Source organism: Pseudohalocynthiibacter sp. F2068 (genome assembly GCF_023015645.1).
GTDB lineage: Bacteria > Pseudomonadota > Alphaproteobacteria > Rhodobacterales > Rhodobacteraceae > Pseudohalocynthiibacter > Pseudohalocynthiibacter aestuariivivens.
The window spans coordinates 1-22,024 of the sequence record NZ_JALKAK010000018.1 but is presented as its reverse complement, the minus strand read 5'-3'; the positions used below and the strand labels follow the sequence as shown (position 1 = coordinate 22,024).

The 22,024-nt window shown below is 51.1% G+C and carries 22 protein-coding genes and 1 tRNA gene; 5 read left to right on the top strand and 18 right to left on the bottom strand.

Features of this window, described 5'->3' with window-relative positions:
• The first annotated feature begins 57 nt into the window (after positions 1 to 57).
• Positions 58 to 990 (top strand): glyoxylate/hydroxypyruvate reductase A, encoded by a 933-nt coding sequence (locus tag MWU63_RS17280; RefSeq protein ID WP_213890680.1) that lies wholly within the window; start codon positions 58 to 60, stop codon positions 988 to 990.
• An 18-nt stretch (positions 991 to 1,008) separates the two neighbouring features.
• On the opposite strand, the gene MWU63_RS17275 is transcribed toward MWU63_RS17280, so the two are convergent.
• From MWU63_RS17275 to MWU63_RS17220, 12 genes are all read right to left on the bottom strand, one after another.
• Positions 1,009 to 1,794, bottom strand: a complete 786-nt coding sequence (locus MWU63_RS17275; RefSeq protein ID WP_213890681.1) for an SseB family protein — start codon at positions 1,792 to 1,794, stop codon at positions 1,009 to 1,011.
• On the bottom strand, positions 1,787 to 2,395 hold the full coding sequence (locus MWU63_RS17270; RefSeq protein WP_213890682.1) for a uracil-DNA glycosylase family protein: 609 nt from the start codon (positions 2,393 to 2,395) through the stop codon (positions 1,787 to 1,789). The genes MWU63_RS17275 and MWU63_RS17270 overlap by 8 nt, the downstream gene beginning before the upstream one ends.
• 111 nt (positions 2,396 to 2,506) lie before the next feature.
• Positions 2,507 to 4,204, bottom strand: coding sequence for a Na(+)/H(+) antiporter subunit D (locus MWU63_RS17265; RefSeq protein WP_213890683.1), 1,698 nt, complete (start codon positions 4,202 to 4,204; stop codon positions 2,507 to 2,509).
• A complete protein-coding gene (locus MWU63_RS17260) occupies positions 4,197 to 4,544 on the bottom strand; it encodes a hypothetical protein (RefSeq protein ID WP_247078991.1) in 348 nt (115 codons plus the stop codon). The genes MWU63_RS17265 and MWU63_RS17260 overlap by 8 nt, the downstream gene beginning before the upstream one ends.
• A 10-nt stretch (positions 4,545 to 4,554) precedes the next feature.
• Positions 4,555 to 6,021 carry a monovalent cation/H+ antiporter subunit D family protein gene (locus tag MWU63_RS17255; RefSeq protein ID WP_247078988.1) on the bottom strand — a complete coding sequence of 489 codons (1,467 nt, stop codon included), beginning with the start codon at positions 6,019 to 6,021 and terminating at the stop codon, positions 4,555 to 4,557.
• A 12-nt stretch (positions 6,022 to 6,033) separates the two neighbouring features.
• Positions 6,034 to 7,560: a monovalent cation/H+ antiporter subunit D family protein gene (locus MWU63_RS17250; RefSeq protein WP_213890685.1), complete on the bottom strand. Its 1,527-nt coding sequence runs from the start codon at positions 7,558 to 7,560 to the stop codon at positions 6,034 to 6,036.
• Positions 7,560 to 7,997 carry a cation:proton antiporter subunit C gene (locus MWU63_RS17245; protein WP_213890686.1) on the bottom strand — a complete coding sequence of 146 codons (438 nt, stop codon included), beginning with the start codon at positions 7,995 to 7,997 and terminating at the stop codon, positions 7,560 to 7,562. The genes MWU63_RS17250 and MWU63_RS17245 overlap by 1 nt, the downstream gene beginning before the upstream one ends.
• On the bottom strand, positions 7,997 to 8,437 hold the full coding sequence (locus MWU63_RS17240; protein ID WP_246531807.1) for a Na(+)/H(+) antiporter subunit B: 441 nt from the start codon (positions 8,435 to 8,437) through the stop codon (positions 7,997 to 7,999). Before MWU63_RS17240 ends, MWU63_RS17245 begins: the two co-directional genes overlap by 1 nt.
• Entirely contained in the window at positions 8,437 to 8,985 is a 549-nt protein-coding gene (locus MWU63_RS17235) for a DUF4040 domain-containing protein (RefSeq protein WP_348646250.1), read from the bottom strand. The genes MWU63_RS17240 and MWU63_RS17235 overlap by 1 nt, the downstream gene beginning before the upstream one ends.
• A 36-nt stretch (positions 8,986 to 9,021) precedes the next feature.
• Complete coding sequence (gene mnhG / locus MWU63_RS17230) at positions 9,022 to 9,387, bottom strand: monovalent cation/H(+) antiporter subunit G (protein ID WP_213890688.1); 366 nt, start codon at positions 9,385 to 9,387, stop codon at positions 9,022 to 9,024.
• Complete coding sequence (locus MWU63_RS17225; protein WP_246531808.1) at positions 9,384 to 9,680, bottom strand: monovalent cation/H+ antiporter complex subunit F; 297 nt, start codon at positions 9,678 to 9,680, stop codon at positions 9,384 to 9,386. The genes mnhG and MWU63_RS17225 overlap by 4 nt, the downstream gene beginning before the upstream one ends.
• Positions 9,677 to 10,159 carry a Na+/H+ antiporter subunit E gene (locus MWU63_RS17220; protein WP_246531809.1) on the bottom strand — a complete coding sequence of 161 codons (483 nt, stop codon included), beginning with the start codon at positions 10,157 to 10,159 and terminating at the stop codon, positions 9,677 to 9,679. The genes MWU63_RS17225 and MWU63_RS17220 overlap by 4 nt, the downstream gene beginning before the upstream one ends.
• A gap of 390 nt (positions 10,160 to 10,549) precedes the next feature.
• On the opposite strand from MWU63_RS17220, the gene MWU63_RS17215 reads away from it, so the two are divergent.
• From MWU63_RS17215 to MWU63_RS17200, 4 genes are all read left to right on the top strand, one after another.
• The gene (locus tag MWU63_RS17215) at positions 10,550 to 11,209 is read left to right on the top strand and encodes an ATP-binding cassette domain-containing protein (protein ID WP_213890689.1); all 660 of its coding nucleotides are present in this window, start codon (positions 10,550 to 10,552) and stop codon (positions 11,207 to 11,209) included.
• Entirely contained in the window at positions 11,187 to 12,785 is a 1,599-nt protein-coding gene (locus MWU63_RS17210; protein WP_213890690.1) for a capsule biosynthesis protein, read from the top strand. Before MWU63_RS17215 ends, MWU63_RS17210 begins: the two co-directional genes overlap by 23 nt.
• A gap of 145 nt (positions 12,786 to 12,930) precedes the next feature.
• On the top strand, positions 12,931 to 14,439 hold the full coding sequence (locus MWU63_RS17205; RefSeq protein WP_246531810.1) for a phosphomannomutase/phosphoglucomutase: 1,509 nt from the start codon (positions 12,931 to 12,933) through the stop codon (positions 14,437 to 14,439).
• 92 nt (positions 14,440 to 14,531) lie between these two features.
• Positions 14,532 to 14,606: transfer RNA gene (locus MWU63_RS17200), tRNA-Gln, on the top strand.
• 445 nt (positions 14,607 to 15,051) lie between these two features.
• On the opposite strand, the gene MWU63_RS17195 is transcribed toward MWU63_RS17200, so the two are convergent.
• From MWU63_RS17195 to MWU63_RS17170, 6 genes are all read right to left on the bottom strand, one after another.
• Positions 15,052 to 16,527 carry a pentapeptide repeat-containing protein gene (locus tag MWU63_RS17195; protein WP_247078985.1) on the bottom strand — a complete coding sequence of 492 codons (1,476 nt, stop codon included), beginning with the start codon at positions 16,525 to 16,527 and terminating at the stop codon, positions 15,052 to 15,054.
• 528 nt (positions 16,528 to 17,055) lie between these two features.
• On the bottom strand, positions 17,056 to 18,735 hold the full coding sequence (locus MWU63_RS17190; RefSeq protein WP_247078982.1) for a recombinase family protein: 1,680 nt from the start codon (positions 18,733 to 18,735) through the stop codon (positions 17,056 to 17,058).
• Positions 18,732 to 19,169 carry a DUF2924 domain-containing protein gene (locus MWU63_RS17185; protein WP_247078971.1) on the bottom strand — a complete coding sequence of 146 codons (438 nt, stop codon included), beginning with the start codon at positions 19,167 to 19,169 and terminating at the stop codon, positions 18,732 to 18,734. The genes MWU63_RS17190 and MWU63_RS17185 overlap by 4 nt, the downstream gene beginning before the upstream one ends.
• Positions 19,169 to 19,405: a DUF3489 domain-containing protein gene (locus MWU63_RS17180; RefSeq protein ID WP_247078969.1), complete on the bottom strand. Its 237-nt coding sequence runs from the start codon at positions 19,403 to 19,405 to the stop codon at positions 19,169 to 19,171. The genes MWU63_RS17185 and MWU63_RS17180 overlap by 1 nt, the downstream gene beginning before the upstream one ends.
• Positions 19,406 to 19,652: 247 nt before the next feature.
• A complete protein-coding gene (locus MWU63_RS17175) occupies positions 19,653 to 20,978 on the bottom strand; it encodes a HEPN domain-containing protein (RefSeq protein WP_247078966.1) in 1,326 nt (441 codons plus the stop codon).
• Positions 20,979 to 21,367: 389 nt separating this feature from the next.
• Positions 21,368 to 21,916, bottom strand: a complete 549-nt coding sequence (locus MWU63_RS17170; protein WP_247078964.1) for a hypothetical protein — start codon at positions 21,914 to 21,916, stop codon at positions 21,368 to 21,370.
• Positions 21,917 to 22,024: the final 108 nt, after the last annotated feature.

Here is a 22,024-nt window from a genome sequence, read left to right as displayed (position 1 = left end):
ACGTTAGATCGTTGGTGCGACAAGTAACGGATAACTTAAGACGCGGGGTTTCATACGATGATCCATATCTATTTTGCGGCAAAAGACGTGCGATGGGATGAATATGAGGCTCCCCTCCGCAAGGCGCTGGATGAAAAAGGGCTAAGCTACTCTCTGTCAGACAAATGCGACGACCCCTCGATCATTGATTATATTGTCTACGCTCCAAACGGACCGCTTAAAGATTTTTCGCCATTCAGCCGGGCAAAGGCCGTCTTGAGCCTCTGGGCTGGGGTTGAGGATGTTGTCGGCAATCCAACATTGAAAATTCCGCTGGCCCGGATGGTTGACAGCGGGCTAAGCGAAGGCATGGTCGAATGGGTAACAGGCCATGTTCTACGGCACCATTTAGGGATGGACCTGCATATTCATGGCCAGGACGGAGTTTGGCGCGACTATGTTCCACCGCTCGCGCGAACCAGAACTGTTGGCATTCTTGGGCTTGGTGCATTGGGGCAAGCCTGTGGAGAGGCCCTTTCAGCACTCAACTTCAATGTCCTTGGCTGGAGCAAAAGTAAAAAACAGCTTGATAATATCACGTGCCACAGTGGCGAAGAGGGTCTGAAAACTGTTCTGCGGTCCTCTGAAATTCTTGTTCTCTTGCTTCCCAAAACCCCGGAAACCGAGAATATCTTAAATATAGAAACGCTGGCACTCATGCCAAAAGGCGCTAAGATTATCAACCCTGGCCGCGGCCCGCTGATTAATGATGACGCGTTGCTTGCCGCACTTGATAGCGGGCAAACCGGCCATGCAACGTTAGATGTATTCCGTATCGAACCCTTGCCTGCTGACCATCCATACTGGGCACATCCGAACGTTACCGTTACCCCGCACATCGCCTCAGAAACGCGCAGCGATACCGCCAGTCAGGTCATCGCAGAAAACATACGCCGTGGCGAAGCAGGTTTGCCGTATCTGCATCTGGTTAACAGGACCGCTGGATACTAGCCTGTGCAAAAAGCACGTTCACCAAAGGATCGGTGGCTTTTTGGGGTCCGTTCCCGGGGCTTTGGGCGTCTCGGTCTTGACCGGTTCTAGCAGGTCGAACCGCAACCCGACACGCGCCAACTGTGCGCATAGCGGGTCTGACGCTCGAAAGAAGGCTACGTCAATAACTCCAGCCTCTACCCCACTAAACGTCAGAGCCTCACCTGTCGCCTGAGCAAGCGCAGTTTCCGCCCCCGGCACCGGATCAATATAGCCAAGCATATGCCCGCGTCGACCGTCCTCATAGACAACGGCAACCAGATAGGCAGAAGTAGCAAGCCCAACTGCTGTCGCAAGTTTCGTATCAAGCGCAACTATCAGGTTTTCCGGAAGCCCCTTGGGTGGTTCAAGCGACTCCGGTCTTTCAGAGACTTCCTCTGGCTTTTGGCTCAGCGTTTCGCTCAGCCAGCTAACGGCACCAGGTGGGATCAGAATTGACGACGGGGCGACACCAAGGTTTACCCCCAAACCTACCCCCTGCCCCTCAAGCATCTCCACAACCGCACGTCCGGACAAAACCGCATAGGGTGCAATACCCTCTGCAAATTCCGAAAGCCGCGCTTCGCGGTCAAAGACCAGCACAAAATGGGCATCTTCGACTTCGAAGATTTCTGGAAGAATCTGATCATCGCTTGGCTCTTTTTTCAACAACAGGAAAAGTTCACTGTCTGCCAGACGTTCAAAGAACTTCAGGCGCGCCACATCGTTGGTCTTGTCTGCTTCCATTGCGATATGGGCAGCGTCCAAAGGGGTCTTCTCAGTCATCATCTAACACTTTTCGTACTCGGGTTCTGAGAGCCGGTATCAGCTCTGCCTCAAACCATGGGTTTTTCTTGAGCCAACCAGTATTGCGCCAGGACGGATGGGGCAAGGGAAAGACGGCAGGTGCATAGTCCTGCCACGTCGAAACTGTCGCAGTTACGCCGTTGTTCGCAGCCGTACCCAAATGCCATTTTTGTGCATACCCCCCGATCGCAAGGATTAGAGGAACTTCTCCAAAAAGGTTCATCACCCTGCTGCGCCAGGTTTCTGCGCAAAGCTTTGGCGGCGGCAAATCTGAGCCTTTCGCGTTGTACCCCGGAAAACAGAAAGCCATTGGCAAAATCGATACGCGCGAACGATCATAAAATTCTTCATCCGTTACACCCAGCCAGTTGCGCAAGCGGTCCCCGGACGGGTCTGAAAATGGAATATTTGAAAGATGGACGCGCGCGCCCGGCGCCTGACCTACGATCAGAATGCGGGGTGCCGCGTCAAACCAGACAACAGGGTTAGGTCGATGCTGCGTTTCTGTTGCAGAGAAACGCTGAGCACAAAGCTGGCAAGTCGATATTTCAAATTGCAAACGGGCAAGATCATCAGTCATCCAGAGAATGTAACGAGCGCAAAGCATTGCCGCAATCGCATAGCAATGCCGGAAAATCAATTTCCAGCGAACGACGCTGTGATAAGGGTTTAGCAGTTGTATCGCGTTGCGTTAGCTCAAAAAGTTCACAATCAGCGTGAACCCAAGTAATACCGCAATCCATATAACCATGGACCCTGTCGGCCACGACTGCGCCATTCGTCCTTCTGGCCCGTGAGAATGATAGAGACGCGCAATCACAGCCCTGATCCTGGTTTGAGTAAAGTTTGATTGCGCCGCCCATACCTTTGAAAGAACACCTGAAACACTGCCAATTAAAACTGGCATCAAGCGCCTGTAGGTCCAGTCCGTATCAAGATTGACCGATTTTAATTCTGGCGGATAGATACCAGTCCGCATCAGTACCGTGAAAGCCAGTGCAGAAAAGAACAGAAGCTGCAGTTGGGTGACGACATGGGTCGTTGTGTAGGGCACGTAGTCCACATCAAAAGGCAACAGCGCATAAAGTGGCCCCGGAAACACGCCAATGGCAACGCATAAAAACGCAGTGAGGCCCATAGCAAGCAGCATGTGCAGTGGAGCCTCTTTCGGACGTAGTCCGCTATCATGAGCGAAAAAAGCAAAATACGGAATCTTGATGCCGGAATGGTGGAACACACCAGCCGAAGCAAAGAGCAAGATCGCCCATACGATGTAATATCCGTCGTGCGACGCAGCTGACAGGATAAGTGATTTAGAAATAAAACCTGAAAAAAGCGGGAACGCCGAGATCGATGCAGCCCCGATCACACAAAAGATCATGGTAAGCGGCATTGTCTTATATAGCCCCCCAAGTTCAGATCCTTTGGCAGTGCCGGTACGGAACAGCACAGCCCCAACGCTCATGAAAAGAAGGGCTTTGTAGAGAATATGCGCGAAGGCATGCGCTGCAGTACCATTGAGCGAGAGTTCAGTGCCGATTCCAATACCCACCACCATAAAACCGAGCTGGTTATTCAGACTATACGCCAACACCCGACGAAGATCGTTTTCGATTACAGCAAAGAAAATTGGAAACAGCGTCATGACCGCGCCGATATAAATGAGCATCTCGGTCCCCGGGAAGCCGCGAGCCAAAGCATAAACTGCAAGCTTGGTGGTAAAGGCTGAAAGGACCACGGTTCCGGTAACAGTAGCTGCCGGATAAGCGTCCTGAAGCCAGTTGTGCAGCAACGGGAAAGCGCATTTAATTCCGAAAGCCAGAAAAATAAGCCATGTCCCAATTGAACCAAGGGTCATTTTATCGAATGCGATAGATCCGCTCTCTCGATAAAAAAGCGCCGCCCCCGCCAGCAGAAGAACACCTGAACCGACCTGCACGATCAGGTATCTTACACCGGTGTGATAGGCACCTTCTGTGCGACGCGCCCAGATCAGGAAGACGGACGTGATTGCAGTGCCCTCCCAATAAAAGAAGAGCGTGATCAGGTCGCCCGCAAAAACCGCGCCGATAGCCGAGCCCGCATACAAAAGCGCCGCGAGTTGCTGAACCGTATCGCGAACATGCCAAGCATAAAGATTGCCGAGGAATGCTGCGATTGTGAAAATCAACGCAAAGATACGCGATAGGCGATCAACGCGCATAAATTCCAGATCAAGATTGAAAAAGCGTACGGTCCACAAGTTGCCTTCCGGCAATGACCACACGAAGAGACACGCAACAACAGGAACGGCCAACAGCAATGCTGCACGGGCATGACCTTTGGGCAAAGCCAGAAGTCCAGCTGCGCCCGCGAAGAAAAGAAAAGCAATTGGGAAGGTTTCAGCCATCGTGAGTTTTCCTCTCCAGCTGATCTTCCGGATACTTTTCGGATTCCACATCATAGGGCGCGTAGTAATCCTCGGGCCTCTTCAGAAATAAACGCATGATTTTGGCGCTGATTACAAGTGCTGCGCACATGAAGAATCCGTAAAGCGCGTAAAAACCCGGAAACTCCTCCACACCGAGGTATACGTGTTTATGGTACAGAAAGTCTGCGGCGAAGAGAATTGCGCAGACTATGTACAGCCCATAGACGATCCGATCGACATTCTTCTTCGTGTCGAGCCACAGCAGCGCGCGACCGAGTGTCGGCAGGTCTTCGGGCTTATCGTTCTGATCGATGCTCATTCGCAGTTCCCTAGTTCGGTACAACAATGGGCGACAAGAAATCCTGCAAATCGCCAGCGAAGAAAAACAGCACAATACAACCAATGGCAGTTATTGCCGGAGGCAGCCAGACCAGAAGGGGTGACTCTGCCATTCCTTCTATTGGTTCGGCATCCGGATCACTTAGGAAAAACCCGCGCCCAACCAACGGTAACAGATAGGCAACGTTTAACAACGAACTCGCCATCAGAACCCCTATCATCACCCACTGCCCCGTGTCTGCAGCCCCGACGATCAGCAACCACTTGCTCCATGATCCACCCAGCGGTGGGAGGCCGATAATAGAAAGCGCCCCGATCAGAAATGCGCCGAAGGTGATCGGCATGATGCGCCCAAGCCCCGTCATCTGGCTGATATTTGTTTTGTGTGTCGCAACGTAGATCGAGCCTGCGCACATAAAGAGCGTGATCTTGCCCATCGCGTGCATCGCGATATGCATCCCGCCACCAAGCGCACCCATCGAGGTTGCCAGCGCCATGCCAAGCGTAATGTAGGACAGTTGGCTGACCGTGGAGTAAGCGAGCCTTGCCTTGAGATTATCTTTCGTCATTGCAACAACAGAAGCTGCAATGATCGAGAAGGCCGCCAGCCACATCAACCACTCAGACGCACCTGTTTCCGCCAGGAAATCGATGCCAAAGATATAGATACCAACCTTAAGCATGGTGAACACACCTGCTTTCACAACAGCAACGGCGTGAAGCAAAGCGCTGACAGGAGTTGGCGCGACCATCGCTGCGGGCAGCCAGCGATGGAATGGCATCAAGGCAGCTTTGCCAATACCGAAGGCGTAAAGCGCAAGCAGAATGGCAACCATCGGCCCGGATATATGGCCTTCAAGAATACCACCTTTGGTGAAATCAAGCGTTCCGGTGATTGCATAAGTCCAGATCACGGCAACCAGTTGCAGCCCGATTGAGGTGCCGATCAGAATGCCAAGATACGTACGTGCGCCGCGGATCGCCTCTTCGGTGCCTTTGTGGGCGACCAGCGGATAGGTCGACAGCGTCAGCAGCTCGTAAAACAGGAACAGCGTGAACATGTTCGACGCAAAAGCGATGCCCATAACGGATGAAATTGCGAAAGAAAAACAGGCAAAGAACCTTGCATGGTGGCTTTCGTTGTTTCCACGCATATAGCCGATGCCATAGATGTGGGTCAGTATCCACAAACCGGATGCAACAATGGCAAACAGCAGGCCAAGCGGCTCAACATTGAACGCAATATCGATCCCCGGCAAAATTTCGAATAACACGAGCGGTTCAGTCGTTCCGTTTCCGACATTGCTGAGTATCGTCAGCACCGTAAGGAATGTTGCGACTGCAGCCGCTAGCGTAATGCCGTCACGCAGGTTCGGTTGTTTGCGAAACACAATATTTGTAACCGTCGCAAGCGCGGGGATCAGCATTGTCAGCAATATGGCTGTATTTGTTTCCACCTGTCGCCCTACCTAATGCAAACCGACTGGCCCAGCCAGCAGACCTTGGGCCGCCGTATGAGACGCAGTTAAAGTGATATCAGTTGCAAATCCGAAATAGATACAGGCAATCGCCATAATCCAGATCGGGACAAGCATCGAAAGAGGTGCTTCTTTGGCTTCAATGTCAGAGGCCGGTGATCTCAGGTACATCGCCTCAACAATACGCCAGACATAAATAACCGCCAGAAGCGACGACAATACGACCAGAATTGCAATTGGCCACCAGCCCTTTTCAAGAGCACCCTGCACCAACAGCCACTTGCTAAGGAATCCAGCGGTTCCCGGCACCCCGATAAGGCTGAGCCCGCCAATAACAATTGCGGCACTTGTCCAGGGCATCAGCTTGCCCATACCTTCGATCCTGTCGAAGAACGATCCACCGGATCGCAAAACCAGCGCCCCTACCCCCATGAACAGCACCGCCTTGGTGATCCCGTGGTTAAACAGATGCGCAACCGCTGCTGCGACACCGGATTCGTTCAGCAGGCCAATGCCAAGTAGCATGTAGCCAATCTGGGCGATACTGGAATAGGCAAGCAACCGTTTCAGATCCGTCTGGAATATTGCAATGAAAGACGCAGCAAACATCGCGAGGATCGCAAAGGGGATAATCATGAATTCAAGCGTGTTCACTTCGAACAAAAAGCTTGGCTGAAAGACCGAGAACAGGAACCGCATTAAAACATAAACAGCGACCTTGGTTGCCGTGGCTGCAAGAAAAGCGGTAACAGCGGAGGGTGCGTATGTGTAAGCGTTCGGCAACCACAGATGCAGCGGGTAAATGGCAACCTTGAGTCCGATGCCGACAACAATAAAGGCGAATGCTGCACGCACTGTCCGGTTGGCACCCTGATCCGCGATACGATCAGCCAGATCAGCCATGTTGAGCGTCCCGGTCGCCATGTAAAGCATACCAAGGCCAATCACAAAGAACGTCGCACCAATTGTGCCCATGATCAGGTAATCATATGCAGCGGTCAGCGCGCGCCGATCCCGGTAAGATCCCTGTGCAATAAGAACATAGGTTGAGAGCGATGAAATCTCGAGAAACACAAAGACGTTGAATGCATCGCCTGTAACGGCAACACCAAGCAAACCTGTTAAACACAACAGAAAGCAGGCGTAAAACAACGTGTGATGGCGCTCAGGTATTTCGGATTTCACGCTTTCCCGCGCGTATGGCAGCACAATCGTGCTGATCCCCGTCACAAGAAACAAAACGAAAGCATTCGCGGCATCAACCCGGTACTCAATCCCAAGCGGTGGCGCCCAGCCACCAATATGATACGAAATAAAGCCACCGTCGATGACGCTGAGCAGTAGCAGAAATGAAGTTACGAAAGACGCTGCACTTGCCAGAAAGGTGATTGGCCACGTCAGGCTACGACTGCCGAGTAATACACACAAAGGTGCTGCAACAAACGGCACGAGGATTGCAAGCACAGGCAGATGATCTGACAGCGTCATCGCAACGTGATGGGTCGTTTCAGTTGCCATTATGCGCGCCCGCCCATCGCTTCGCCGTGGAGTTTGTTTTCGGCAGCGGCGATCGCTTTCTCAATCTCCAGAATTTCGTGCTCTTCGATCGTGCCAAACTCTTCCCGGATACGGACGATAAGCGCCAAACCCAAAGACGTTGTCGCAATGCCAACAACAATTGCCGTCAGGATCAGAACATGCGGCAGCGGGTTCGAATACACTACATCCGGGTCAATAATCATGTCTGCCGGGAAAATTGGGGCGGTTCCACCTGTCACTTTCCCCATCGAAATGTAAAGCATGAAGACGGAGGTCTGGAAAATGTTCAGCCCAACGATCTTTTTCACCAGATTACCTTTGGCAACAACAATATAAAGCCCGGTCATCATCAACACGATAAACAGCCAATAGTTCATGTGTCCGACGATAAAATCCCAGGTGAATTCTCCGTTCATTACCATTCCTCGTCGCTGATACGGGGGGGGCGCGCTGCAAATGCGTAATAAACTGCGACCATCACACCGGTCACGGTAATACCGACACCCAATTCAACGATCAGAATTCCATAATGCTGGCCATGCTCGGGGTGATGTGGGCTAAATGCGCCGTAGTCGAGATATTCGTACCCAAGGAACAGGCTAACAATTCCGGTACCAGCGTAAATCAGAACACCAAGCGCGACCAACTTGTGCACCAACCAGGGCGGAAATACCTTCTGTGCCTTACGCAAGCTGAAGACAACACCGTAGAGGATGAAGGCAACCGCCATGATCACACCAGCCTGAAACCCGCCACCAGGTGAAAAGTCTCCGTGAAACTGAACATAGAAGGCAAAAAGAATTATGGTTCCGACCAAAAGTTTGGTGACGACACGTAAGATAAGGTGATGGCGCATCAGCTTTCCCCACTTTCTTCTTCTTCGTCTTCATCCTCGCGCCGTCGATGCAACCCGCTGATTAAAAGCAAAACACCGATTCCGGCGGTAAAGACCACGGCTGTCTCGCCAAGCGTGTCATACCCCCGATAGCTCGCCAAAATTGCTGTAACGACGTTGGGAACGCCAATCTCATGTGGGCTACGCTCCAGATAATCTGGCGAGACATGGGTTTGCGCTGGTGCGTCCGGCGACCCGAAATTCGGCATATCAAGCGTGCCGTACATCAGTGTCGCACCCGTAACCAAAACCACAAGTAACGGTATTGCAGGTGAATGGGTTGAGTGTTTGGCAACGCGCGACGTAAGCGCCAGCGTTCCAAGGACCAGAACTGTAGAAATACCGGCACCAACAGCGGCCTCGGTAAAGGCAACGTCAACCGCGTCAAGCACAACAAACAACAGGGCCGACAACAGGCTGAATACACCCGATAGCATGGCAATTGCGAACAGGCGTTGCATGCGTACGATCGCAATTGCCGTTGCAACCAGCATCGTGAAAAGCGTAATGTTAATAAAGGTTTCGATAACTCACCTGCCGCGCGTTTAAATTTTTGAATCGGGTTCAGAGCTCACCATTGGCTCTGTACCTCGAAGCCCTTCGGCCTCTTTGGGACGAAGACCTGAGACAAGCGCCGCATTTGCAACTGCATGTGTGGAAGTCGGACCAGTGATAAAAAGAAATATACCGATGATAATCAGCTTTACGGTCACAAGTGTAAAACCTGCCTGCAGGCACATCCCAACAAGAAGCAAAATCATGCCCGCTGAATCGGTAATCGATGCCGCGTGCAGGCGCGACCAGAAATCAGGAAACCGCCATGTTCCAAACGCGCCGACGATCACAAAGAATGAGCCTGAAAGTATAAAGAACCAGCTTAAGCCGGAGACGACAATCTCCCCGATACTCATGAACTCTGCTCCTCTTCGGGCTCAATATGAAGATGGTCGCCGATTGCCCGGTAACGAAAAAATTTCAGGATTGCGATTGTGCCAACGAAGTTAATAAGAGCGTAGAGAAGCGCTATATCCAGAAAATCCGGCCGCCCAAACAGAAACCCCATGATCCCTATCAGCAGCACCGTATGTGTGCCAAAGGAATTCACCGCAAGAACACGATCATAGAGCGTCGGACCAGCGAACAACCGGAACAGAACCAAAACCATTGCCATAAAAACTGCAATTGTTGCGACAGAAAACATCATTGGGCTTCGCTCATTTCAATGGCGCTTACACGCCTATCCATATCGGCAAGGGCGTCAATGTCCTCGTCCGTATAGGCAACAGCATGAACAAGAAAATGCCCCGGTTCCGTTTCAACGGTGATTGTCCCTGGCGTCAGTGTAATTGAGCTTGCATAAATCACCTGTGCAAGATCGCTTTTCTGCGTGTTCTGCACAGAAAAAAGATGCTGCCGCAAAGGCATTTGGGGTGACATGATTGTTTTGGTAACGGCCCAATTCGCTTTTGCAATCTCGACAAAAAGCCAAAGCATGTATTTCAGAACCTCAACTGGGCTCAGTCGCAACGCAACCCGGTCTTCATCAAGCGCATCCATTCGCTTCACAACGAAGATGACAATCAGGACGGAAACAACGCCAAATCCGACGATAAGGGGTTGGTAAATGCCCGAAAGCAGCAGCCAAAGGCCAAGCAAAACCACGAAAGAACCTAAAAATCGCAAATTTCGCCCCTTCAACGTCTAACCGCCGCTGCGCAAGAAGTGTAAAAACATCCTGCCCCGTTCGCCTTTTCTTGCCTAATGGCAGTTTCATTAAATTGCAACTATCGGTAATAAATTCGATCTGAAAAAGTCGGGAATACGGAAACCCATATACCTCTGATTGCACATTGTAAGGCCTACAAAACCTTGTGAGGGGATAAATTGTAACTTCTTTCTCACAATTGATGCATTATGACTGTTTTTGCGGGTTTTTAGGGTGGTTTACTCACGGTTACAGTGTAAATCTTTGTGAAGATCGGACATAATGCGAACAAACATGGCGCTTACAGGTGTCGTTAACAATAATCCGTTAAGGGTAGCAGGCCCCATCAGGCAGTGCTGAGGCGAGTGATGCTCGAGTTTGTAGATGTGAGTAAGTCCTTCTGGACCGGGACACAGCGCAAGGTAATACTTGATCGCGCGTCTTTTCGTGTCGAGATCGGAAATTCGCTCGGCATTCTTGCTCCTAACGGAACGGGTAAAACGACGCTCATTAATATGATGGCAGGGCTTGAGAAGCCAGACGAAGGCATCATAACACGAACATCGCGAATTTCTTTCCCTCTTGGATTTATGGGGGGCGTCGTAGGCAAACACACGGCTAAGGAAAATTCCCGTTATATCGCACGTTTATACGGTCTGGACCCCGATTATATTGAAGCATTCTGTCGTTGGCTTTGCGGCCTGAAAGAATACTTTGACATGCCTGTTGGCACGTACAGTGCGGGGATGCGCTCAAGATTTAATTTTGCGCTTTTACTGGCATTGGATTTTGACATCTATCTGATAGACGAAGGCATGCCAGGCACAACAGATGTGGAGTTCAACAAAAAGGCAGGTGCGATCCTAAAAGACCGGCTTGCAAACACGACGATCGTGATCGTGTCGCATCAAGCTAAGACACTTGAAAAATTCTGCCGTTCAGCAGCAGTCCTGCGCGATGGCAGGATTTATATGTTCGACACCTTGGAGGAGGCAAGAAAGCTTTATGACTACCAAACCCAAGGCTAAAAAATTCCGCATCCGGCGCGCCGGTTCGCTGGGAAGAGGCGACACCGCGCCGGAATCCAGCCCGCAAGACGGTTCAGCGTCTCCAAACATGGGCGCAGGAGCAGGACAACAACAGGTTATGCAAGGCGAAATTTCGAGCGCAGCAGAAGTTTCTGGCGAAGAGGCGCTTGCCGAAATCAGGAAAGAAGGACTTACTGGTCGGCAATTACGTATGGCGCGACGTGTCGCTCAACGACACGGCATCGCCGCGACGTCCGATTATGATGCCGTACGCCTGTTACGTGCCCGCGGCATTGACCCCTTCCAGCGGTCAAATATGCTTGAATTGGTTGTTGCGGAAAGCAATCAACAACAAGCACAGGACAACTTGCCACAGACCGTTCAGCAAGGTCAGCAACAGCTCCCATCAACCAAAGTCTTAGACGAAGACACGCGCGCCAGAGAAATTCGCAAGATCCAGCAGGATATTGTGCGACGGCGTCGCCGGAAGCTGGCGCTGTTAATGACCCGCCTGGCATTTTTCGTTTTATTGCCGACACTTATCGCAGGTTATTACTATTACAAAATCGCAACGCCGATTTACGCTACGAAATCTGAATTTGTTATCCAGCAATCTGAATCAGCCTCCGCCACTGGATTGGGCAGTATATTGGGGCCACAATTTGCGACCTCTCAGGACTCAATAACAGTCCAAAGTTATCTTCAATCGCGTGACGCGATGCTGCGGCTGAATGAAGAGCTTGGTTTTAAGGAACATTTCAGCCAGCCAGATCTGGACCCGATACTTCGCTTACCGCCAGACGCGACAAACGAAGCAGCGTATCGCGTTTACAGTAAATACGTAGTGATCTCCTTTGACCCGACTGAAGGCATCATAAAAATGGAGGTTGCCGCAGCTGACCCAGAAGTCAGCGCAGCCTTTTCAGAGGCATTGCTTGGGTATGCTGAAAGCATTGTTGATAACCTGTCTCAAAGACTTCGCGAAGATCAGATGCGCGGCGCACGAGAGAGTTTTGAAGATGCAGAGGCAAAACGCGGTCAGGCGCAGCGCAGGGTCATCGAACTGCAACAGGACTACGAAGTTATCAGCAGTGACGTCGAAATCAGTTTGCTGACAGGGCAAATATCGACACTTGAAACAGAATTGACGCAAAACCGACTGCAGCTGATCGAGCTCATGTCAAACTCGCGCCCGAACCCGGCCAGAGTTGATCCGTTAAAGCGGAGGATAGAAAATCTGGAAAACGCGATCGCTGAGATGCGCTCGTTGCTTACAGAGGGCGCGAAAGACGGCACCTCGCTTGCAGAGGTACAAAGCCAGCTTGCCGTGGCTCAGGCAGATCTTGAAACCCGGAACTTGATGATGCAGCAGTCGTTGCAACAACTTGAATCGGCGCGCATAGAGGCCAACCGCCAGACGCGATACTTGTCAACCGGCGTAAGCCCAACTCCCCCCGATGAAGCCACCTACCCGCGCAAGTTCGAGAACACGCTGTTGGCGTTTCTCATCTTTTCTGGCATATACCTCATGGTTTCCATCACGGCCTCAATCCTCCGCGAGCAGGTGACGTCCTGATAAGGAACTGCGTTTGAAACGGTGTATCAAACCTGACATACAAACACCCTACCCCTTATCCTTTGGGGCGGACCAGTATTTGGATTAAACCCTCAAATCCGGGCATTGCTTCGCAAAACAATATTGAACGAAAAAGAGATTTCCTATGGCTAACAAGACACCCAAACCGGATCAAACCGTGCATCTCAACACTTGGGAGTTTTTACGCGATCCCATGATCGCTCCCACCGGATTCCGGGAATACGATGCGCGTTGGAAATACCCCGAAGAAATTAACCTGCCGGGGATGACAGCATTGGGGCTTGGCCTTGGGACGCAGATGCGCAAACGTGGTATCGAACCCGTCATAGCTGTTGGGAACGACTATCGTGATTATTCGCTTGCGATAAAAAATGCCCTGATTATCGGGCTTATGCAGGCCGGAATTCATGTGCGTGATATTGGCCCGGCGCTCTCGCCGATGGCATATTTCAGTCAGTTTCATCTCAATGCGCCTGCTGTCGCCATGGTCACAGCCAGCCACAATCCAAACGGTTGGACCGGCGTTAAAATGGGCTTTGACCGCCCACTGACCCATGGGCCGGACGAGATGGCCGAATTGCGCGACATCGTGCTGAACGGGCTGGGTGAGGCGCACGTTGGTGGCCGATACGAACGCGTCGACGGCGTCATGGAAGCCTACCTTGACGACCTCGTTGGTGATTTTCGCATGACGCGCGCGCTAAAGGTCGTTTGCGCAACAGGCAATGGGACAGCGTCGGCCTTTGCACCGCTGCTTTTCAAGCGTCTCGGTGTCGAGGTTGTCGATCTGCATACAGAGCTTGACTACACCTTCCCAAACTACAACCCGAACCCCGAAGCCATGGAAATGCTGCATGATATGTCAGATGCTGTAAAAGCGTCGGGTGCCGACCTCGCGCTTGGCTTTGACGGGGATGGCGACCGTTGCGGTCTTGTCGATGACGAAGGCGAAGAGATTTTCGCCGATAAGGTTGGCGTCATCATGGCCCGGGATCTGGTAAAACTTTACCCCGGATCAACATTTGTCGCAGATGTAAAATCCACTGGTCTTTATGCTTCTGACCCGGAGTTGCAAGCGTATGGCGCAAAGGCTGATTACTGGAAAACTGGTCACAGCCATATGAAACGTCGCGTGCGCGACATTGGCGCCTTGGCCGGATTCGAAAAATCTGGCCACTATTTTCTGGCAGAACCCATTGGTCGCGGGTATGACTGTGGGCTGCGCGTGGCTGTCGAAATCTTCAAGTTGCTCGATCGGAACCCTGACAAATCAATGTCTGACCTGCGCCGCGCGTTACCCAAAACCTATGCAACACCAACAATGTCTCCCTATTGCGCCGACACTGAAAAATACGAAGTATTAGAGCGGCTTGTCGCCAAACTGGTCGCCTTGCACGACGCCGGAGGCACATTAGCTGGTCGCAAGATCGCACAGGTTGTCACCGTAAATGGAGCGCGCGTCATTCTGGACAACGGTGCATGGGGGTTGGTGCGTGCGTCTTCTAACACGCCCAATCTTGTGGTCGTTTGTGAAAGCCCGGAAAGCGACGCCGAAATGCGCGCTATCTTTAACGATATCGATGCGGTCATCCGAACCGAAGATGCGGTTGGTGCGTATGACCAGACGATCTGAGGTTGGAATTGTTTTAGGACTCTTATTCGGTAATTTTTCACGATTGAGGGCTTGAACTGTACCGCCGTCCGGCGTAAATAGCCGCTCACTGTTGGGGTGTGGCCTAGTGGCAGGGCAACGCTTTTTGGTAGCGCAGATCGTAGGTTCGAATCCTACCACCCCAGCCAAAATACGTCCCAATGCGTCCCAATACGTCCTCATACGTCCCAAACAGATAGTAAGTTAAGGAAATTGAACTTCTTGCTACCTGTTGCTGCCAGTGAGACCCCATGCGTCCCAGTGTTGTTGGTACCGATTTGTTGGTATCTCACGGAACGCTGATGCCAACATTTGATTGATACCAACAGTTGATTCTCAACATTGGGCGAGTAGCTAGTGGCCACTCTCGGATGACATACGGGCACTGCTCGGATGATTATCGGTACGTTCCGTCACACCCGACAGATTGTTTGCAAATATGTTGGTATTATTTGGTCTTTTCCATTTTCTGAAATGCCGGAAATGACACCTGACAATCCGGAAAAGGAGCCAAAAAAACTCAACGGTTACGGACCACACGTCTGACAAAAGCGCACAGAAAAAAAGCTGCGGGTTACAATTGGGAGTCAACGACTACCGCAATCTAAATCTCGTTCTGAGGCCTAAGCCCAAGAAAAAAACCAAGACAAATCCAGACACTGTTTGTGCTCCGGTCACAAATGAAAGAACCATATCGAGTTGATCTAACAACTCAGAAAAATAGACCTTCTGCAAACCAAAGAATTTGAATGTGTTCGAAAAACTAAAACCGATAGCTTTAAAAAAATTTATAAAACTGAATCCTTCGTCTGGACCTTCCAGAATGGCCGTATAGGCACCAAGTGGAGCAATCAAAACTATTGCTAAAAATTTTAGTGGCAGTGCAATCGAGTAGCCGTAGTCAGACAAAATTCTGAAAATTTTATAGGGTAGTTTTTGCCAAAAATTTCCGATCCGCCCGGCAAACTCCATTTCTCGTCGATAGAAGAAATGTGCTTGTTCATGCAAACCCTGCCCGGATAGCAAATGCCGAATTATTTCGCAATTTTCTCGAGCTTCATCCAAATTGCTATCTAGACTACTAGGCCAATTCTCAGGATTGGCGGTAAAGCTCGTTTTTTCATGTAAAGTTGCTCCAGTGAAGACGGGGTAGAAATCTTTAAAGATTGCTTTTCTGAAATCTGTCGGTTTTTCAAACTGACATTCCGAAAAATTCGGACTTATGCAGGTCCTGTTTCTGACCGTTTCAAAACTTGCACCTACAAAATAGGTGAAACCATTGAACACCGAGGATGAAAATTTTGCGTTTCCTTGAAAACTCACCCTATTAAAACTTACTGTTTTACTAAATTCAGCTTTCTGGAAGTTAGCGTCTTCAAAAACGGAGTCTTCAAAAACAACGTCGTTTAGAAACTTGGCTTGGTCGAAAGATGAAGGACCTAGAAATACTGATTTATCTATTTTAGCAACTTGTCCAAATATTGCTCTCGAAAATCGAGCACGGCGTATGTGTGAGCCGTCAAAATGCGTCAAAGCGTCAAAAGTGGCGTCCCTGAAATCAGCATCTCTCTTTACACAAACGTGGGTAAACTGTGCCAGCTTGAGAAATCTGGCACGAACGAAGCTCATTCCTTGAAAATAAAACGACTTGCTACCCAACACGCTATGATTAAAGACTGACGAATTGAAATTCCCGAGCTGAGGGAACACTAATTCATCAAGAACTACTAGTTTGAAGAACTCCGTTTCGCTCAAATCCACATTTGAATTTGGATTTGGAAAACCTGGGTACACAAAATGGGAGTTATTCCGATTTTTCATCGCCCTTTTGTGAAGCCTCTGAATTTCTACAGATCGCGCGCTCCAATCTTTTAGTTCGGCTATGTCAATTTGAGAAAAAGCTGTGTATTCTTCTTGCTCTTCTGGAGATAGGCGCGATCCAGCCCATGAGTTCCAGACTTGCCTATTCTTTTTGTGAAGTTCTAGATCGACATGGTTTTCGTTCTGCTCACCAAATAGTGTCATCAGAACGTACCAAGGATTTTCGTTTGCTTCGTTTCGATGGGTCACATTTTTTCCAATCGCTGGAACATAGGAGCATCCTTTGCTTCCAGTGTAAGTTCTAAACTGATCTGATCTGATCTGAAAGATAGTCTAACGGTTTGCGTTCAGTCACCCTCCCAATCGTGCGATTGACATCCCCTAATCTCCGTCTCATTCCCAATCCAAGACTATTTTTTTCCGCGCTTCGAACCAACGAAAAATCGCGATAAAAGCCCCTGATGCGTCCCAGTTCGACCCACAAAATGTTGGTACATCTGTTGGTACGAGACACAATTTATTCAATGTTTTCAATGGATGTGGCCGTTACCACCCCAGCCAACACTCATTACATTTTTCTAACAGTACGAGATTTCGTGTTTTCCTCCGTGTTTTCCGGGACATTTCAGGGTGTCCGGATACCCCAGACCCGTAAAATGCCGCTAACTGGTAAGATTCCACCAAAAGTCTGGGAACTGCATTTGCACGGTCGACGGTTGGGTATGTTTGATGTTGCTGGGATCGCGCGGCGCTGGCCCGTTCAGAGCCCGTGCCTTTTTACAGGGTGCGGAACGTTTCTCTTTGTTCATACCAAAGCGCGGGGATAGCGTGGCGCAGCAACCATTCAGTTGTCAGGCCTGTTGGTTGAGAGCCCGCAAACACATCACGCACAATATCCGGTGCCAGGAAGGCCAGATCGACCAGCTTGTAAACCCGGTGTTTTGATACGCCTTCAGATGCGGCAATCTCCGAATAGGTTTGCCCGGCACGGATCAGGTCAAAGTAGTGATGTGCCTTGGCGATGTTTTTGAACAAGGTTTCATCGCGCGGGTTGGCTGTGTCGGCCAGGACAAGTTTCGTTTCAACACCCCGTTTCCGGTGTTGGAACCCGGCCTCTACCTCGAGGTGTTCCTCAGATACTCGTTCGCGATCAACACCTAACATCTCAGCTAAGCCGTTCTCTGATATGGTGATTCTGATCCTTCCCGGTGCGAGCTGAATATTTTGCGACAGTTGCAAAATCTGGTTGCGCTTCTCGCTCTGCTCATCAGGTTCGCTTCTGGTGATGTCTGACAATTGCGTAGCAATAGTTGCGATCTCTTCCGTCGTAGCTTCGCTCACGATGTTTGCCATCACGGACGGGGTGCTCAGATGCTTGCGGAGCAGTTTGCTGACCAATGCTTCCAACTCAGGTCCAGGCAATCGCCAACCCGACGGATCTTTGGCACTTTTACTTCGGATCAGCCGGTTTGAGACATAGTATCTGAGCCGGTGTCCTTTCGAGGACTTTGTATGGCTCGGGGTCAGACGGTCACCGGTTTCGTCAAACAGTTTGCCAATCAGAAGCGAGACCTGTTTTCGACCACCTCTTCCCTTTCCTCTTTCTTTGCCGAGGCGGTCGCTGACCGAACGGCCCATCAGCTGGTCCTGCAGCGTATCCCAAGACTCTGGCTCAATGAGTGGTGGATGCTGACCGGGATACACTTTTGCCTTATGGCGAATGCGGCCCGCATAGACCGGATTGGTCAGGATGTAGTAGATGTGACCAAAACTGAAGGGCGTTCCACCCTTCGACCGGCCCGATGACAATGTGTGGATGGCTGTCTTCAAATCCAGCTTATCAGCCTGATCTTTCACCGCCCGAACCGAGCCATGTTTTTTGTAGAGATCGTAGATCGTTCGGATAATCTGTGCATCCGGCTCTTTGATCTTTAGCGTTCTGCCATGTGGTTCATAGCCCAGCGGCACATTGCCCCCCATCCAGAGGCCTTTCTTCTTGGAGGCTGTGATCTTGTCGCGAATGCGTTCAGCCGTAACTTCCCGCTCAAACTGGGCGAAGCTGAGCAACATGTTCAGCGTCAGCCGCCCCATGCTTGTGGCGGTGTTGAACGATTGGGTCACAGATACAAACGACGCGCCAGCCTCATCCAGAACCTCGACGATCTTGGCAAAATCCCCCAGCGATCGTGTCAGCCGGTCGATCTTGTAGACAACAATCCGATCCACTTTGCCGGACCGGATATCTGCCATCAACCGTTGCAGCCCGGCACGCTCCAGTGTCCCGCCCGACAGCCCGCCATCATCATAAGAATCAGGAACCAGAACCCAGCCTTCAATCTTCTGACTGGCGATAAAGGCCGTACAGGCTTCGCGCTGTGCATCCAGCGAATTAAATTCCTGTTCCAGCCCGTCTTCCGTGGATTTGCGGGTATAGATCGCGCAGCGGGTCTTCTTCATGTGCCACTGCCCGATTTGCTGTTCAATCCAAAGAAGCGCGGACCGGACCAGCTTGTACCGGTGATGTGAAGTGCAATGGCCGACAGCGACTTAAACCGCTCACCATTCATTACGTATCCATCATCGCTCACATCGACCTGATACCGCCGCCCGTTCCATTCCCTGACAAGCTGCGTCCCAGGCCTGATTGCGGCCGGTTTGCTCCTCACGGTTTTACCTGCGGTTGCGGAATTGAGAGCTCGCTTCATGTCCGGGGACAGCCCGCCAAACCGGCGGCACTGAGCATGCCAGATCAGAGCCTTGCGCATGAAGGTCATCGACAAAAAGTGAGGTGGTGTGTTGTCGAAAGCCCCCCTCCAGGCCACTCGAAGGGCGGAACGGTCCATGTCAGCTAGTTCTGCCCAACGAGCTTCTACCGCGCTCTCAGTAGTCATCAGACAGAATCCACCGCGGGCTTATTGACAATGCAGTATCGCAAGGGCTTGCCGCTGCCCGGCTTTTCAGCTTCCAGTACGTATCCTGACTTGCGCAGGCCCGTCAGTGCGGCACGTGTAGAGTGAGGCTGCCAGCCGAATTTTGCGCTGATGGTGACGACATCAGCCCCGGCTTTCCGGCTCAGCACCTGAATCAGTTGCGCTTTCTTGGTTCGCGGTTTTGTTTGCTGGGTCATGGGGTTCTCCTGTTCAGACCACACAGAGCCGAAATGGCTCTGCTACTGACCACAGCCCGGAGGTCCGGGCGGAGAAGTTTATGCGCACGCTTAAGGTGTGTCGCTACGACAGTACTGCTCTGCTTGCCGCACTAGTCCAGTCATTTTGTGGAGAAACGGCCTAAAGCGGTCCTTGGGCCGGGAATTCGATTGCTGCGGAAGCAGCATGCATTCCGGACATTCGTTGATGTGTAGACCAGGAAAGATATCAGGTATCACCCACGATCATCTTGAACAGCGCCTGCTGGGTTAGATTGAAGCCGCTGACAAATGCCTTTTGGCGGCCTTCCAAATGCCGCTTGCGCCTGGCGTCAGTTGCGCCATGCACGATTGCTGAACGGACATCATAGACCTGTTTGATAGCGGCGCGGATTTCGTCTTTATGCGGTTCATCGATACCCAACAAATCGGCCATCCCATCTTGCAGTTGCCTGCTGATACCAGCGCCTTTGGGTTTGAACATCAATTCCAATGACTGCGATATATCCAACACTCGGTCGTTTGCTCCAAAACGTCCGACGCGCGCCAAAGCTTCTGAGAGCCGATGAATGATCGGTGCAAGACGCTCGAATTCCTCATCTTTTCGATTTTCATAGGCCTGTTTGGCCAGATCGATTGAGTTTGTCTGTAGCTGTGGAGGGGTCCGAAATGGGTCATGCCGACGCCCGACCTGCCGTACTGGCTGCAAGCCGCCGTGGCTGTGGGCCAAGCCCAGCAAACCGCAAGCAGATCGGTGCACACATTCATGTATGAGTGCAAATGGCAGGACAGGTGTTTGGTTCGCAACGGACAGAATCTCCAAGAACGTGAGTGCGTCATCCTCAAATCTTGCCGGCCAATTTGGTGGCTCTTCCCGAAAATCCGTCTTCCTTCGAAACGATGGACGCCAACGGAACGGTTGAACCACAGCGCCAATCTGCCGCCAATCACGCTTGTCCATCTCATCTGGGACAAAATCTCGGATCCACTCGCGATCCAAATAGTCCGATAGTTCGGCCGCTGGTTTGACGATCAAGCCTTCTCGAACCTCAAATTCGTTGCGAATTTCGGGTCCATGGAAAAGCAGAAGATCATAGCCCTGATCGAGCCCACTTGGGACATCAACTGCTAGGGTCGTCAAATTCAATTCAAGGAGAGATCCAAGTTCGTCCGCAGCTCTTACAATACCGCCGTCGCCGTGTTCATCCGCACGTTCCAGCAAACCGGCAACGATTTGTGTCAGCCAGGTGAGCGATGTCCCATTCAAGATCCTGACATGAAATTCATCATTTCCGGCTAACGTTCCAAGCGCCCTGGAAAGCGAGGGATGTGACCTCAGGATACCCCTTACTGGATCAAGCACATCGAGAAGCGGTTTGTAGTATTTCTTCTCAACCGATCGGCAGGAACGGCGCGCGAGATCATAGAGATGGACCAAGTCATCCTTGGGAAAAGGCGTTTCATCTTTTCCGTTGAATGACACGCGGGTCGGGTAAGAACCCGTCTGCCAATATGCTTCAAGAAAGGGTTCTTGAACTTTTGCGAGTTGGCTCAACAATGGTGCTAGGCGGTCGCACCATGACTTCAAAGAAAACTTCATCAGGTTCGTATAACCGAGATTGTTGTAGTTGACATCGGCCCAATCCGGTGACTGCCCTCCAACGAATTTCTGTGTTGCAACTATCTAACAACAGACATTGTGGACCTGTCGCGGTTTGATGCCGCTCCTTTGATAGCATTTATTGCAGCAAAGGAGACGAACTATGGGAACGAAACGGACGGACGAATTCCGCCAAGATGCGATGCGTATCGCATTGACCAGTGGGCTGACGCGTAAGCAGTTTCTGATGATCTGGGCGTCAATGTGTTCTTGAGGTGCTCTTCGCTTAGCTGGCCTAGCCATCGGTATGTGGCCTCGACTAAAATGTGAGTATGTAAGCCAACCTACAATTCATATAAATGGCGGCCATCTAGCTTTATGCAATAAGCCTTTATGTCTGGCGCTCCATCAAATGTTGCCGTCCCAACGCTATAGTCCAACGCATATCGTCTTGGCTGGGTGTAATACACATGAGCGGGCTGACGCCCTGCTCTCTCTAGAGCAAGAGCAAAAAGGCACATTGCTAGTGAATGTGTTTTCGGTCCAAGTGGCGCAAGTGCACAGGCGCGGTCGCCTCCGTTTGTAACGCGGCACAGAGCTTCAAATGCGTCCGGAACATCAAAGGAGTGAACTTGCCAACGATCTTCAGTTCTGAGATTTCGGTTCTCAACTTCACTTTCGAGACTCCTGAGAAACTCCCAATTGCGAAAATAGTTTGGGGGGCCCGGCGGAAACGGAAAGAGATATCGTATTTTCTCGATATCGGCTTCAAATAGGTCCTTCAGACCAAGCGGGGCAAATCCAACACCTACGACCAGATCATCGTAGCGTGCTTCTGCTCGTGGCTGATCAAATGTGGGAAGTGGACCCAGCGGAAGAGGGTCGGAAGACAACTGATCACCGTGTCTAGCCCCCTAAAACTGAGCCACTATTTGAGTGTCACAGGAGGAAGAAGGGATGGCTCGGAAACGGTATTCGGATGAGGATGCGCTGAAGATATT

What these genes read in the sequence shown, in the direction of transcription:
- MWU63_RS17270 (WP_213890682.1), bottom strand. Translation starts at nt 2,395, where the DNA reads ATGACTGATGATCTTGCCCGTTTGCAATTTGAAATATCGACTTGCCAG.
- MWU63_RS17210 (WP_213890690.1), top strand. Translation starts at nt 11,187, where the DNA reads ATGACTACCAAACCCAAGGCTAAAAAATTCCGCATCCGGCGCGCCGGT.
- MWU63_RS17240 (WP_246531807.1), bottom strand. Translation starts at nt 8,437, where the DNA reads ATGCGCCATCACCTTATCTTACGTGTCGTCACCAAACTTTTGGTCGGA.
- MWU63_RS17250 (WP_213890685.1), bottom strand. Translation starts at nt 7,560, where the DNA reads ATGGCAACTGAAACGACCCATCACGTTGCGATGACGCTGTCAGATCAT.
- MWU63_RS17265 (WP_213890683.1), bottom strand. Translation starts at nt 4,204, where the DNA reads ATGGCTGAAACCTTCCCAATTGCTTTTCTTTTCTTCGCGGGCGCAGCT.
- MWU63_RS17245 (WP_213890686.1), bottom strand. Translation starts at nt 7,997, where the DNA reads ATGAACGGAGAATTCACCTGGGATTTTATCGTCGGACACATGAACTAT.
- MWU63_RS17260 (WP_247078991.1), bottom strand. Translation starts at nt 4,544, where the DNA reads ATGAGCATCGATCAGAACGATAAGCCCGAAGACCTGCCGACACTCGGT.
- MWU63_RS17215 (WP_213890689.1), top strand. Translation starts at nt 10,550, where the DNA reads ATGCTCGAGTTTGTAGATGTGAGTAAGTCCTTCTGGACCGGGACACAG.
- MWU63_RS17180 (WP_247078969.1), bottom strand. Translation starts at nt 19,405, where the DNA reads ATGACCCAGCAAACAAAACCGCGAACCAAGAAAGCGCAACTGATTCAG.
- mnhG (WP_213890688.1), bottom strand. Translation starts at nt 9,387, where the DNA reads ATGAGTATCGGGGAGATTGTCGTCTCCGGCTTAAGCTGGTTCTTTATA.
- MWU63_RS17205 (WP_246531810.1), top strand. Translation starts at nt 12,931, where the DNA reads ATGGCTAACAAGACACCCAAACCGGATCAAACCGTGCATCTCAACACT.
- MWU63_RS17190 (WP_247078982.1), bottom strand. Translation starts at nt 18,735, where the DNA reads ATGAAGAAGACCCGCTGCGCGATCTATACCCGCAAATCCACGGAAGAC.
- MWU63_RS17275 (WP_213890681.1), bottom strand. Translation starts at nt 1,794, where the DNA reads ATGACTGAGAAGACCCCTTTGGACGCTGCCCATATCGCAATGGAAGCA.
- MWU63_RS17280 (WP_213890680.1), top strand. Translation starts at nt 58, where the DNA reads ATGATCCATATCTATTTTGCGGCAAAAGACGTGCGATGGGATGAATAT.
- MWU63_RS17185 (WP_247078971.1), bottom strand. Translation starts at nt 19,169, where the DNA reads ATGACTACTGAGAGCGCGGTAGAAGCTCGTTGGGCAGAACTAGCTGAC.
- MWU63_RS17225 (WP_246531808.1), bottom strand. Translation starts at nt 9,680, where the DNA reads ATGATGTTTTCTGTCGCAACAATTGCAGTTTTTATGGCAATGGTTTTG.